Annotated in this window: 13 protein-coding genes and 1 CRISPR repeat array; all 13 genes read left to right on the top strand. The window is 60.7% G+C overall.

Features of this window, described 5'->3' with window-relative positions; all coding sequences use genetic code 11:
• The coding region (locus tag BQ7388_RS10765) for a hypothetical protein (protein WP_234946962.1) at positions 1-562 on the top strand (562 nt) is incomplete at its 5' end.
• Between the two features lie 152 nt (positions 563-714).
• A complete protein-coding gene (locus BQ7388_RS10760) occupies positions 715-1338 on the top strand; it encodes a carbohydrate-binding protein (protein WP_072500657.1) in 624 nt (207 codons plus the stop codon).
• Entirely contained in the window at positions 1335-1712 is a 378-nt protein-coding gene (locus BQ7388_RS10755; RefSeq protein ID WP_072500656.1) for a hypothetical protein, read from the top strand. The genes BQ7388_RS10760 and BQ7388_RS10755 overlap by 4 nt, the downstream gene beginning before the upstream one ends.
• Before the next feature lie 12 nt (positions 1713-1724).
• Positions 1725-1991, top strand: a complete 267-nt coding sequence (locus BQ7388_RS10750) for a phage holin (RefSeq protein ID WP_072500655.1) — start codon at positions 1725-1727, stop codon at positions 1989-1991.
• Between the two features lie 3 nt (positions 1992-1994).
• Positions 1995-3428, top strand: a complete 1434-nt coding sequence (locus tag BQ7388_RS11670) for a GH25 family lysozyme (RefSeq protein ID WP_083558391.1) — start codon at positions 1995-1997, stop codon at positions 3426-3428.
• Positions 3428-3715: a hypothetical protein gene (locus tag BQ7388_RS10735; protein ID WP_072500654.1), complete on the top strand. Its 288-nt coding sequence runs from the start codon at positions 3428-3430 to the stop codon at positions 3713-3715. The genes BQ7388_RS11670 and BQ7388_RS10735 overlap by 1 nt, the downstream gene beginning before the upstream one ends.
• Before the next feature lie 259 nt (positions 3716-3974).
• Positions 3975-5450 carry a CRISPR-associated helicase/endonuclease Cas3 gene (locus tag BQ7388_RS10730; RefSeq protein ID WP_072500653.1) on the top strand — a complete coding sequence of 492 codons (1476 nt, stop codon included), beginning with the start codon at positions 3975-3977 and terminating at the stop codon, positions 5448-5450.
• Between the two features lie 32 nt (positions 5451-5482).
• Positions 5483-6160, top strand: coding sequence for a type I-C CRISPR-associated protein Cas5c (cas5c, locus tag BQ7388_RS10725; protein WP_072500652.1), 678 nt, complete (start codon positions 5483-5485; stop codon positions 6158-6160).
• Positions 6157-7986 carry a type I-C CRISPR-associated protein Cas8c/Csd1 gene (cas8c, locus tag BQ7388_RS10720; protein ID WP_072500651.1) on the top strand — a complete coding sequence of 610 codons (1830 nt, stop codon included), beginning with the start codon at positions 6157-6159 and terminating at the stop codon, positions 7984-7986. Before cas5c ends, cas8c begins: the two co-directional genes overlap by 4 nt.
• A gap of 1 nt (position 7987) precedes the next feature.
• The gene (gene cas7c / locus BQ7388_RS10715; RefSeq protein ID WP_072500650.1) at positions 7988-8875 is read left to right on the top strand and encodes a type I-C CRISPR-associated protein Cas7/Csd2; all 888 of its coding nucleotides are present in this window, start codon (positions 7988-7990) and stop codon (positions 8873-8875) included.
• A 6-nt stretch (positions 8876-8881) separates the two neighbouring features.
• The gene (cas4, locus tag BQ7388_RS10710; RefSeq protein WP_234946961.1) at positions 8882-9541 is read left to right on the top strand and encodes a CRISPR-associated protein Cas4; all 660 of its coding nucleotides are present in this window, start codon (positions 8882-8884) and stop codon (positions 9539-9541) included.
• Positions 9538-10557 carry a type I-C CRISPR-associated endonuclease Cas1c gene (cas1c, locus tag BQ7388_RS10705; RefSeq protein ID WP_072500648.1) on the top strand — a complete coding sequence of 340 codons (1020 nt, stop codon included), beginning with the start codon at positions 9538-9540 and terminating at the stop codon, positions 10555-10557. The genes cas4 and cas1c overlap by 4 nt, the downstream gene beginning before the upstream one ends.
• A gap of 2 nt (positions 10558-10559) precedes the next feature.
• Positions 10560-10850 carry a CRISPR-associated endonuclease Cas2 gene (gene cas2 / locus BQ7388_RS10700; protein WP_009278659.1) on the top strand — a complete coding sequence of 97 codons (291 nt, stop codon included), beginning with the start codon at positions 10560-10562 and terminating at the stop codon, positions 10848-10850.
• A 171-nt stretch (positions 10851-11021) separates the two neighbouring features.
• Positions 11022-12337: a CRISPR direct-repeat array (repeat unit 33 nt; unit sequence GTCGCGCCCCGCACGGGGCGCGTGGATTGAAAC).
• Positions 12338-12342 lie beyond the last annotated feature (5 nt).

Below are 12342 nucleotides of genomic sequence, written 5' to 3'. Positions count from 1 at the left end.
CGGCGGGACCGGAGCGCCGACCGCGTCTGCCGCGAGGGCCAGCCTGCAAGTGCCGGGGACCGTCGGCGTCGAGAGCGCGAGCATGGAGCACGCATCGTCCAACTACCCGGCTGACCTCAGGTTCAACAACGAAGACGGCTCGCAGTGCCTCGTGCGCTTCGTGCCGTCGGGTTCCGAGCTGTGGCAGCGCCCCTCCAAGTCCGCGCAATGGGCCGTCACGTGGAGGAGCGGCGGCATGGCTCCGGGAGACGTGACCGTGATGTGGTACGGCGCGGGCTTCGTCACGGGAGACGGCAAGCTCGCGTGTTGCAGCGTCCCGCTCGACGTCACGCCGAGCAACACCGTCTCGCTCGTCGGCGGAGGCGGGTGTTTCCGGCAGAACGACAAGTACGTGTTCGGCGACTCTAGTGGCTACGGCATGTTCTCCACGCTCAATGAGACGGGATGCACGGCCCAGCCCGGCAGCGTGAGAGTTGTCATGAAGAAGTCATCCGCCTACGACGGAGTCCAGAACAACGGCGCCATCGGAATCGAGGCGCGGTTCATCTTCCGAGTCAGCTAGCTGCGTATGCACAGCGCCCACGCGTTGAACCCAGCGGGGGCAGCGCTTGTCACGCCGCAAGCGCTGCCCCACACGTTCGTGGAAGGCAACCCCGCACTCAGGCTCCCCCCCATCGCATGACCATCACGTCATCGAGGGAAGGGAGCACTCTCATGGAGGTAATCAGCTGGGCCACCAGCGGCGAGCCTGGAAGCGACGCCTGCTTCATGGACGTCACGGCCACCGACGGGGTCAGTGCGGAGTCGTTCCGCGTGTCTGGCACCGACGCCAACACCGCCTACGTCATCGCACACGCCACGGAACTCGTCGCCAAGGCCCGCCACGAGCGCGAGCTTGCGGAGTCCACTCCGGAGCGGCAGGTCGTGGCCATAGCCGACGCCGTCAAGGCAATCGGCGTTGACCTGGACAAGCTGGACGATGACACGGCGGTCAAGGCCACCGTGCTCTTCGACGAGTGGGAGCCTGGCGTCAGGTACGCGACGGGCAAGCGGTTGCAGCGCTTCATGCGCCTGTACCGAGTCCGCCAGGAGCACACGTCCCAGTCCGACTGGGAGCCTGCCGACACGCCAGCGCTGTACGAGCGCGTGCTTCCGGGCCAAGACGGCACCGCTCCCGGCCCGTGGGAGCCTCAGGACGGCAGCGGCGGCTACGGTCCCGGCAACATCGTCACGCACAAGGGCTTCATGTGGCGCTCGACCTTCGCTGGCAAGAACACCTGGGAGCCTGGCGTCCAGGGGACCGAGGCCGTCTGGGAGAAGGTAGGGCCTGCGGCATGAGCGGGTTCGAGATGGACCCCAACTTCTTCGGGCAGCTCACATCGCTCGCGTCGTTGGGACTCGCGTTCTTCGTCGCCGCAGGCAACCGGCGCAAGGACAGGCTCGCCGAAGCCGAGCGCATAAGGGCGCAGGGCATCTCGCAGGAGAACACGGACAACAAGCTCACCAACGTGGAGGACATGGCCCGCGAGACGCGCGACACGGTGCGAGACATGAGCAAGCAGCTCAACGAGCACCAGGTGGGCATCGCCCAGACCCACATCCAGATGGGAGAGCTTGAGAAGAGGCAGAGCGCACGAAGCAACGAGCTTGAACGCCGCATCGAGCGCGTCGAGCAGCGTTGTGAGTCCTGCCGCATAGGCGGCACAGAGTAGAGAGGAACCACCATGACCAACTGGAAGGTACGAGCCAAGAACCGCAACTTCTGGCTCACGCTCATCCCCGCGACCATCCTGCTCGTGCAGGTGTGCGCGGCACCCTTCGGCTACGAATGGGACTTCGCCGTGCTCAACCAGCAGCTCGCGGCAATCGTGAATGCCCTCTTCGCGGTCCTCGCAATCTTGGGCGTCGTGAACGACCCGACCACCGAGGGCCTCTCCGACTCCGTCCAGGCCATGGGCTACGAGTCCCCCAAGCCCCGCCACGCGGAGTAGCCGATGATTGGCATAGACGTCAGCAGCCACGACCTCTGGCCGTTCAAGTCCAACACCGAGGGAGCCTACCGGGAGTCCGACTTCCTCATCGCCAAGGCGACCCAGGGCACCGGATACGTCAACCCGTACTTCACGCGGGCCATCGAGCGCGCCGAGTCGGACGGCAAGCTGCTCGGCTTCTACCACTACGCGGCTGGCGAGGACCCAGCCTCAGAGGTCGAGCACCTGCTCTCCGTGGCCTCCGCGTGGGTCGGCAAGGCCGTCCCGTGCCTGGACTGGGAGTCGAACCAGAACGACGCCTGGGGCGACGATTCCTGGTGCCGCCGCTTCTGCGAGGCGTTCCACGCCAAGACCGGCGTCTGGCCCATGGTCTACGTGCAGGCGTCCGCAATCGGACAGGTGGCCTCCTGCCATCCCGAGTGCCCGCTCTGGGTGGCCGGGTACCCAGACATGCGCAACTCCTGGGACGTCCCCGGGTTCCTCTACGGGACCTCCCCGTGGGACTCCTACGCCGTCTGGCAGTTCTCCTCGTCAAACGAGATGACCGACCGCAACTTCTCGCCGCTCACGCGCGACACGTGGCAGGCCATGGCGGCTGGCGACGGCAAGCCCGAGGGACTGCCGGACCCGCTCCCCGAGGTCGTGTCCGATGGCATCTGGTGGGTGGAGGAGGGCAACCTCGGCTACGACCAGGCCGACCGCATGACCTGGGAGGAGTCCGGCTACCAGACGGGCACCGAGGTTGACTGCTCGAGCTTCGTCATCGGCCTGCTTCGCAAGCACGGCTACGACGTGGGCGGGGCGACCTACACCGGCAACATGAGCGACGAGCTGTGCGCTCGCGGGTGGGTGCGGCTGCCGAGCGACGGAAGCCCGAGGCTCGGCGACGTGCTCCTCAACGACGTGCATCACGTGGCCCTGAGCTGCGGCGACGGCACGCTCATCCAGGCGTCTCGCGGCGAGGACGGGCACCGCGTCCGTGGCGGGCAGGCTGGCGACCAGGACGGCTACGAGACCAACCACCGCGACTACTACGACTACCCGTGGGACTGCTGCCTGCGCTACAACGGGCAGGGTCCGTCCACTGCGTCTGGCCTCGCTGTGGACGGGTGGTTCGGCCCCGCCACCATCCGCAAGTCGCAGGAGGCGTTCGGCACCACGCAGGACGGCGTCATCAGCGGCCAGAGCCGCTCCGACAGGCTCAACGTGCCATGCGCGACGTCCTCGTGGCGCTACGGCGAGGACGGAGGCTCTGACCTCGTGAGGGCCGTCCAGCGCCGCGCTGGCGTGGTCGCTGACGGGTACTGGGGATACAACACCTCGAAGGCCGTGCAGAGCCTCCTGTGCTCGCTGGGATACCACGTGGCCGTGGACGGGTACTTCGGCCACGAGTCCTGCCGCGCCTGGCAGCGGGCCATCAACGACGGGAAGCTCTGATGCTGTGCCCGAACTGCGACGCGCAGATGCGCCGCGTGTACGAGAACACCGTGCTCCACCAGACGCGATGGCACTGCCCGCGCTGCCTGCACGAGGAGTTCCAGGACCTCTCATGGCACCTCGCGCTCTGGAAGCGCAAGCCGGGCGGCACCGGGCACGAGGTGTTGAAGCGCCTGTCGTTCGGCAGTCGCAAGCAGGTCGAGCGCTACCTCGTCCGCAACGTCCAGGTCGGCCACGTCACGTGGTTCGACGGCGAGCGCAGGTGCTCGGTGGTTCTAGGCAAGTAGGCCTGGCCGACGGTTAAGGTGCGTCCCACGGTGCCGCTCGCGATGCCGTGGGACGCATCGTCTCCCGTCGCGGGACGAGCTTCTGCGGCTCACCAAAAACGATGGCACAAGCACTTCGGGTCCGCGTCCCAGACGAGTCCCTAATGGCCCGCTTGAGCCGTTATGCCCGTCTCTGTCGTTCGTATATCCGCAGGATTTCGGCCTTGTCGCTCTTGCTGCTGCACGATGCTAAAAACGCGTCGTCTACGCGATACCCTTCATGAGCATCGTCGAACAGAACGCTCGAGTCTTTAAGGAGGCGCTCGGCCGAGGAAACGTACTCGAGCATTTCTCTAGCTACGATTTCGGCTTTTCAGAGGTGGGCAAGGATTCGGCCGGCGTACAGCAGGACGATGTTGGCCTAAAAGAGCGCATGCTTGTTCAAAATTGGTCTGCGCCCGTAATAGTGACCACGAATGTTCAACTATTTGAGTCGCTCTTTTCAAATAGGACCACGCGCTCGCGCAAGGTGCATAACATCGCCAACAGCGTCATCGTATTGGATGAGGCGCAGAACCTCCCTGATGAGCTGCTCAAGTCGACTCTTGCGATGCTTGAGTCCTTGGTGTGCATCGCGAACGTGAGCGTGGTCATTTGCACCGCTACGCAACCCGGGCTTGAGGAGTGCATGCCCTTCAGATCGCAGGTCAAATCGATTATTGACGAGCGTACGCGCCATGCTGAGCTCTTCGGCGGACGCGTCGAATTCGACATCTCCCATGTTTCTGAGGAGTCCGGCGGCGAAGGGGCGATTGACATCGATTGTCTTGCCGACGAGATCGCGTCCGCCAATCAGGCGCTCTGTGTCGTCAGCTCACGCCGGGCCGCAGCTCAGGTCTTTGATGCGCTTAGGGAGAGGTTGGGATGCGCCGACAGCGTGCTCCATCTGAGCGCACTCATGGTGCCAGAGCACAGGACGCAAGTGCTTGAGGAGGTGCGGCATAGGCTGAGGGTGGGGGAACCCTGCCGCCTCGTGTCCACCCAGCTGATAGAGGCGGGTGTGGATGTCGACTTTCCACTTGTGCTCAGGGAGCTTACCGGCATCGATTCGATATTGCAGGCTGCCGGTAGGTGCAACCGCGAAGGAGCGCTTGGAAGGCGCGGCCGTGTCGTCGTGTTCGAATGCAAGGACTTTGCAAGCATGCAGAGGCCCTCGCGTAGTTGGCTTGCGAAGGTGAAGGCCCTAGGAAGGGAGACGCTCAAAGTTGCCGCACTTGAGGGCTGGGAACCATTCGGTGCTCAGTCCGTTGCCTACTACTTCAAGAGGCGCCATCAGGTCGGAAATCTTGATGGGGCTGATGGGAAGCCGATCTACGGATGCATCGTCGATGACCACTGGCAGAAATACCTTTCTGATGGGAGCTATCCCTTCGAGACGATTTCCGAGAGATATCGTTTCATCGACAACGAGGAAATAGGCGTTTTTGTCCCATGGGGTGAGGGGGGAGAGAGGCTTTTGGGGCGCATAGAGTCCGATGAGGCCTGGGGATACGACTTCTTCCCCCAGATACAGCGCCACTCAATTAATGTCGCACCCTGGAGTTATAAGAAGCTCCAGGAGGCAGGGCAGATTCGGCGAATCGATGGTTTCCCGATCTCGGTCCTGGAAATGCGCGATGGGAGTCGTCCTGTCTATGACGAAGAGAGGGGGCTGCTTGATCCGGAAACCGTTGATCTTTCGGCACTGATTGTTTAGCTCTTTGGCAATGAAGGGAGGAAAAATACGACATGGGATATGGCGTAAGGGTTCGGATAAAGGGTCCAAGGGCCTGCTTTACACGGCCGGAGATGCACGTCGAGAGAACGAGCTACGACGTGATCACTCCCTCTGCCGCAAGGGGAATCTTGGAAGCGGTCTATTGGAAGCCAGCCATCCGCTGGATAATCGATCGCATTGAGGTGCTTAACCCCATAACCTTTGACACAATCCGTCGTAATGAGGTTGCGTCAAAGGTTTCGTATAGAGCGGCGAAGGCGGCCTATACGTCTGGTACGGGGGCCCTTGGCGTCAATGTGGTTGAGGACCGCCAGCAAAGGAATACCCTTTACCTCAGGAATGTTGACTACGTCGTGGATGCCCACTTCGAAATGGTGCCCGAACGGGCGGGGGAGGCTGACACCGCCTCAAAGCACTACAACATTGCCTTGAGGCGGCTACGTTTGGGACAGTGCTTTAACCAGCCCTACCTGGGCTGCGGGGAGTTTCCTGCGGAAGTTGAAGCCGTGGGGGAGGAAGATGAGCTACCGCCTTCCTACTATGAGGGTGAAGCGAGCCACGACCTCGGCTATATGCTCTACGACCTCTCCTATAAAACAGGTCAGGATCCAATGCCCCAGTTCTATAGGGCCGTTATGCATCGTGGAGTAATCGATGTTGCCGCGGCGCGTACGGCGGTGGTCGCATGATGCTCAGAGACCTTTGCGACCTCTTTGACCTCAAGCGACAGACCGATCCAGATGCAATTCCCCCCAGACGATGGTGCCGCACGAGTGTTGGGTACGAGCTGACCCTTGATCGGGATGGGACAATCGTCTCATGCGTGCCGCTTGCAGCGGAAGGGCAAAAGCTTCCGAAGCTCGTGGTGCCGATGGCGTATGTCACTAGGTCGGGCCAGAAGCCCGTGCCTGGATTTCTCTGTGATGACGCTCAGCACGTGTTTGGCGTCGGAAAGAACAAGTTTCGCGAGGAGCTCCGCTTGATGCACGAGCAGCTTGCGAAAGACGTTCTCTCTGAAGTCGACGACGACGGCGCTCGGGCCTACCTAAGCATGCTCAGGCATTATGGAGCGGGCATGCTCCCTCGTCTGTGTGCGGAGGCCATGGGTGAGGACGTGCGGCCAGGCTCGAATGAGAAAGAAAACCCCAACCTTAAGTCGAATCTGGTCTTCCGTTTCCTCCCTGACGGGAGCCTCCTGCACGAGCGTACCGCCATCGTCGCGGCTTGGGACCGTTATGCGGAGGCAGCGGAGCAAGAGTCGGAACAGTGTACTTGCCTCGTGTTGGGGAAGGTTGTCCCAAGGGCGAAGCTCTTTCCTCAAGTGAGCGGTCTTGCTGGTGCGCAGAGCGCCGGGGCTGCCCTGGTTTCCTGCAATGCTGACGCCTTTAGCTCCTACGGACAGAAGATCGCAACGGTGGGTTCTATATCACGGGAGGCGGCAGAGAAGGCAGGGGGTGCCTTGAACTACGTTCTCAAGGATGATTCTCACCATATGCGTCTGGGTGATGACTACGTCTGCTTTTGGACCAATTCGAGCGACTCGATAGCTGACGCCTGCCTTTCGTTTATTTTCGACAGCGACGGCATCGGGGGCTCTAACGCCATCATCTCTGGTAGGGGTGAAAACGTCGAGGTGAGGGATGCCGTCCAGGAGGCACTGCAGCAGATGACCCATGGCCTTCCACCCGTAGACGTTCCGGCGGACACAAAGTACCACGTGATGGGAATCGCTCCATATCAGGCACGTCTCGCTGCCCGCTTTTATCAGACCGGAAGTTTCGGTGACCTTGAGCGCAACGTCTCACTGTTCCTTCGTGACACCCAAATGGTTGGGGTAAGGCTTTGTTCCCTCAAGAGATACCTAGAACAAGCTGCAGTGCAGGTTGAGTCAAAGAACCTGCCAAGGTCGCTCATCACTTCCTGTGTGAGGGCCCTGCTTGATGGGACAGCATTCCCAGATTCTCTTGCAAAAGAAATTATCTTGCGCACAAGGGCCGACCATGGCTCCAGGAATACCTTTGATATGGGGAGGCGTGCGGCAATATTGCGAGCGTACCTCCTGCGAAAGTCACGCAATGCAGGCCAAGTAGTTAGGGAAGACGCAGAAAGGAGACTTACCGTGGCGCTTAATGAAGAGAATGAGAATCAAGGATACCTCCTCGGCAGGTTGTTCGCCTTGCTGGACAAGGTGCAGGTGGACGCTGTGGGCGACATAAATGCGGGAATTCGCGAGCGCTACATGGGCGCCGCTTCGACTACTCCAGCACGGGTGTTTCCCCAGCTTTTGAAGTTGGCGCAGCACCACATCAGCAAGAGTTCATGGGGTAGCCGTATAGATGTCCTCGTCCAGAGGGTCATCTCCAAAGTCGACGATAGCGGATTCCCAAAAACCCTGTCATACGATGACCAGGGGGAGTTCTACATTGGTTTCTATCAGCAACGCGAGGCGCTTTACAAGAAGTCTGAGAAAGGCGACAAGACAGCAAAAGTCGATGTGACGGAGAGGATTGACTAGCATGGAAGCGATCAAGAATCGTTATGACTTCGTCTTTTACTTTGACGTGGAGAACGGCAACCCCAACGGAGATCCAGACGCAGGTAACATGCCTCGCATCGACGCCGAGACCGGCATAGGCATCGTCTCCGACGTGTGCCTCAAGCGTAAGGTCCGCAACTATGTTGACCTTACGCGTGAGGGTACTGCGGGCTATCGCATCTATGTGCAGAACGGTGCCGTGCTTAACGATCGCAACAAAGAAGCATACATCAATAATGACATTAAGCAGGAGTCCAAGAAACTGCCAAAGAACTTGGAAGACCAAGTCAAGGTCACAAAGTTCATGTGTGACAACTTCTATGATATTCGCACCTTCGGTGCGGTAATGACCACCGAAGTCAACTGCGGTCAGGTAAGGGGTCCCGTGCAGCTTTGCTTCTCCCGATCCGTCGAACCCATCATGCCTGCCGAGATGAGCATCACTCGCATGGCAGTTACCAATTCAAAGGATGCCGACAAGGGAAAGACTATGGGACGCAAAGAGTACGTGCCCTATGGCCTGTATCGTCTCGAGGGCTTTGTCTCGGCTTCCCTCGCGGAGAAGAGCGGGTTCTCCGACGATGACCTGAACCTCCTCTGGGAGGCTCTCATGAATATGTTCGAGAACGACCGTAGCTCGTCTCGCGGACTCATGACCTCCCGAAGGCTGATCGTGTTCAGGCACGAGAGCAGGCTCGGAAATGCCCCTGCGCACCGACTGTTCGATCTCGTGAAGGCAGAGAGGGCGGATGCGAACCCCTCGCGTCCGGGGCGTCACTTCTCCGATTACATGATTTCGGTCGACGAGGGTAACCTGCCAGCAGGTGTGACGGTGAGAAGCTTCGACTACATCCCGCCCCAGGCATAGAGGGCCTTGGGAGAGACGATGGGGTCTCCGAGGACTCAATACCAGGATGACGAGCTGCTGGCTCTTTCGGGCCTTCAACACCTCGCCTTCTGCGAACGCCAGTGGGCGCTCATCCACCTGGAACAGATTTGGGAGGACAGCGCAGATACGTTGCGCGGTGATTACTTTCATGAGCGAGTGGACGCCGCAGGATATTCCTGTTCGGACGACATAAAGGCTGAGCGCGGCGTCCGCCTCGTTAACCGAAGGTTGGGCATTTACGGTATCGCCGACATCGTCGAGCGTAGCACTGGTGACGCAGGCCTCCTCGTGCGCCCCGTTGAGTACAAAGTCGGTAGGCCAAAGGTGGAAGACTGGGATTGCGTGCAGGTGACAGCACAGGCACTCTGTCTCGAGGAGATGCTTGGCGTTTCCATAGCGGAAGGTACCCTTTTCTACGGCGAAACGCGGAGACGGGAAAGAGTTGACATTACGCAAGAGCTTCGCGATAGGGTGGAGACCCTTGCCGCTCGCATGCATGAGCTCTTCTCGTCGTCTATTACTCCTCGCGCTGAAATGGGGACGAGGTGCAGACGTTGCTCGCTCGTAAATGAGTGTTTGCCTGAGGTTGGTAGCTTGACCGTGCATGACTACTGGGCACAAAACGGCGAGGAGGCATTGGTATGAAGAGGCTTCTTAATACCCTCTATCTCACAAATCCCGATGCCTATCTCCGCAAGAAAGATGACGCGCTGGCAGTGTATCTTGGTGATGAGAAAGCGATGAGCGTGCCATTTCATCTGTTGGACGGAGTGGTGCTGTTTGGTCACGTGGGATGCAGCACCTCGGTTCTTGGCGCATGTGCTCTGCATGGCGTAACAGTTGTCATTCTTGACGAGACCGGGCGTTTCCAGGCTCGCGTGTGTGGTCCTACGTCGGGAAATATCCTCTTGCGACGCGAACAGTACCGCCGTTCGATGGACGAGGGCGCCTGTCTCGATGTGGCAAGGCGGTTTGTTACGGCTAAGGTGCATAACGGGAGGCTCGTCCTGCAGCACTATTTGAGGGACTACCCCGACATGAAGGAGGGGAACGCCCCTGCGGTCATCGATGAGTTGGCGGAGAGCAAGAGGAATGTCGCGCTTTGCAATAGCCTTGATGAGCTGAGGGGTGTGGAGGGAAATGCTGCCCACGCTTACTTCTCGGTGCTGGGAGGGGCGCTGCGCAACAAGGACATAGACTTCCGGGGTCGCACTAAGCGTCCTCCGGAAGATCCGGTCAATGCCCTGCTCTCATTTCTTTACACGCTGCTAACCAGGGAGCTCATTTCTGCCTGCGAGTCTGTTGGACTGGATCCACAAATGGGGTATCTGCATGCGTGTCGGCCAGGTCGGGCAAGCCTCGCACTCGACCTCATCGAGGAGCTTCGAGCGCCCATCGTTGACCGCTTCGCATTTTCTCTCTTCAACAGAAGGCAGCTGTCGGAGAGCGACTTCCAGGGATCCTCTCAAGGATTTCTCCTGCGAGATGGATCTCGGAAAAAAGTGATTGGCTGGTGGCAGCAAAGGAAGCAGGAGCAGATTGTCCACCCGTTCTTGAAAGAGAAAATGCCCCTTGGTCTTGTACCGTTCGTGCAAGCACAATTGTTCGCGCGCTTCTTGCGTGGTGATCTTGATGACTACCCGGCCTTTCTCTGGAGGTAGCGATGTATGTTCTCGTGACGTATGACGTGGCGAGTAGCGATGCGGGTGGTTCTGCGCGGCTGCGCCGGGTGGCAAAGGTATGTACGCAATATGGGCAGAGGGTGCAGTATTCCGTCTTTGAGTGCCTCGTGGATCCCGCGCAATACGAGAGCATGAAGCATGAGCTATTTGGACTAATCGACAAGGAGAGGGATAGCTTGCGGTTTTACAACCTTGGCAAACGCTGGGAAAGCCGCGTGGAGCATCTTGGTGCCAAGGAAACGTACAACCCTGAAGGGCTTTTATGCATATAGCCATCCGATAGCCTGCGCGAACCTGTAGTGCCGGAGTAGCTCTGGGAGGTTCGCGCCATTTCTGTCTTCAATACGCGTGATTGATCGTCTTGAAAATGCAGTATGTGGGTGGCGTTCCTTGAGAATGGAATGTATGCTTGCAGATAATTCATGGCTGCGCATGAATTGACAGTCGCGCCCCGCACGGGGCGCGTGGATTGAAACTTGTTCTGCGCGTCCGGCTCGAACCCCTGCCTCCGGGTCGCGCCCCGCACGGGGCGCGTGGATTGAAACGTCTCCTCGACGCGTGCGATGGCCTCCTCGACCTCGTCGCGCCCCGCACGGGGCGCGTGGATTGAAACCTCCTTGACCCTCTCCGCGAGGTTCTGGGCGAACGGTCGCGCCCCGCACGGGGCGCGTGGATTGAAACATAAGGAGGTGTCGCACCCCCCCGTGCAGGGGTGGTCGCGCCCCGCACGGGGCGCGTGGATTGAAACTTGTATCCGTCGACCCCGTTGTCCACCTGCGGCGTGTCGCGCCCCGCACGGGGCGCGTGGATTGAAACCGTCCGGCGTCTCCCAGCTCTCGCAGACGTAGCCGTCGCGCCCCGCACGGGGCGCGTGGATTGAAACTCGAGCTCGAGCGCGTCAATCCTCACCGGCTCCGCGTCGCGCCCCGCACGGGGCGCGTGGATTGAAACCCTCGGAAGGAGTCAACCCATGTCCATCTCCAAGGTCGCGCCCCGCACGGGGCGCGTGGATTGAAACGACCCAGAACTCTTCATGTACAACTGGCACAACCAGTCGCGCCCCGCACGGGGCGCGTGGATTGAAACAGCGCTGAGCAGGCGGAGAAGGTCTTGCCGGTGCGTCGCGCCCCGCACGGGGCGCGTGGATTGAAACCTCCCTCTCCCTCTGGTAGCACTCCTCGCAAACCGTCGCGCCCCGCACGGGGCGCGTGGATTGAAACCTCCCATGATCAGCGCCAGGGCGTCGTCGACGCTCGTCGCGCCCCGCACGGGGCGCGTGGATTGAAACGGGAGCATCAGCGCCCCCTCCACCACCGAGTCAGTCGCGCCCCGCACGGGGCGCGTGGATTGAAACTCGACCGTCTCGCGGCTCGTCCCGTAGAGAGCGGCCGTCGCGCCCCGCACGGGGCGCGTGGATTGAAACAAGTTCACCGGCTCCGCGACGCAGCTCTTCAGCGAGTCGCGCCCCGCACGGGGCGCGTGGATTGAAACCATCGACACCATGAGCGACCGCCTGTCGAACCTGGTCGCGCCCCGCACGGGGCGCGTGGATTGAAACAAGAGCACGGCCATGCAGGCCGCGCTCGGTGCCGGTCGCGCCCCGCACGGGGCGCGTGGATTGAAACACCAGCTCCAAGGCCGAGTACGACGCCGTCGGCGGTCGCGCCCCGCACGGGGCGCGTGGATTGAAACACCATCGCCATCCGCGACGCCGCGCTCTAGGAGCGTCGCGCCCCGCACGGGGCGCGTGGATTGAAACGCGCT

The sequence above is a fragment of the Olsenella phocaeensis genome, from assembly GCF_900120385.1.
Taxonomy (GTDB): Bacteria; Actinomycetota; Coriobacteriia; order Coriobacteriales; family Atopobiaceae; genus Olsenella_I; species Olsenella_I phocaeensis.
Note: the sequence above shows the minus strand (reverse complement) of the source record. Positions and strands in the feature narration are given on the sequence as shown.

Excerpts from the sequence above, each read along its gene's own strand:
- BQ7388_RS10760 (WP_072500657.1), top strand. The coding sequence starts at position 715 with ATGGAGGTAATCAGCTGGGCCACCAGCGGCGAGCCTGGAAGCGACGCC.
- BQ7388_RS10755 (WP_072500656.1), top strand. The coding sequence starts at position 1,335 with ATGAGCGGGTTCGAGATGGACCCCAACTTCTTCGGGCAGCTCACATCG.
- BQ7388_RS10750 (WP_072500655.1), top strand. The coding sequence starts at position 1,725 with ATGACCAACTGGAAGGTACGAGCCAAGAACCGCAACTTCTGGCTCACG.
- BQ7388_RS11670 (WP_083558391.1), top strand. The coding sequence starts at position 1,995 with ATGATTGGCATAGACGTCAGCAGCCACGACCTCTGGCCGTTCAAGTCC.
- BQ7388_RS10735 (WP_072500654.1), top strand. The coding sequence starts at position 3,428 with ATGCTGTGCCCGAACTGCGACGCGCAGATGCGCCGCGTGTACGAGAAC.
- BQ7388_RS10730 (WP_072500653.1), top strand. The coding sequence starts at position 3,975 with ATGAGCATCGTCGAACAGAACGCTCGAGTCTTTAAGGAGGCGCTCGGC.
- cas5c (WP_072500652.1), top strand. The coding sequence starts at position 5,483 with ATGGGATATGGCGTAAGGGTTCGGATAAAGGGTCCAAGGGCCTGCTTT.
- cas8c (WP_072500651.1), top strand. The coding sequence starts at position 6,157 with ATGATGCTCAGAGACCTTTGCGACCTCTTTGACCTCAAGCGACAGACC.
- cas7c (WP_072500650.1), top strand. The coding sequence starts at position 7,988 with ATGGAAGCGATCAAGAATCGTTATGACTTCGTCTTTTACTTTGACGTG.
- cas1c (WP_072500648.1), top strand. The coding sequence starts at position 9,538 with ATGAAGAGGCTTCTTAATACCCTCTATCTCACAAATCCCGATGCCTAT.
- cas2 (WP_009278659.1), top strand. The coding sequence starts at position 10,560 with ATGTATGTTCTCGTGACGTATGACGTGGCGAGTAGCGATGCGGGTGGT.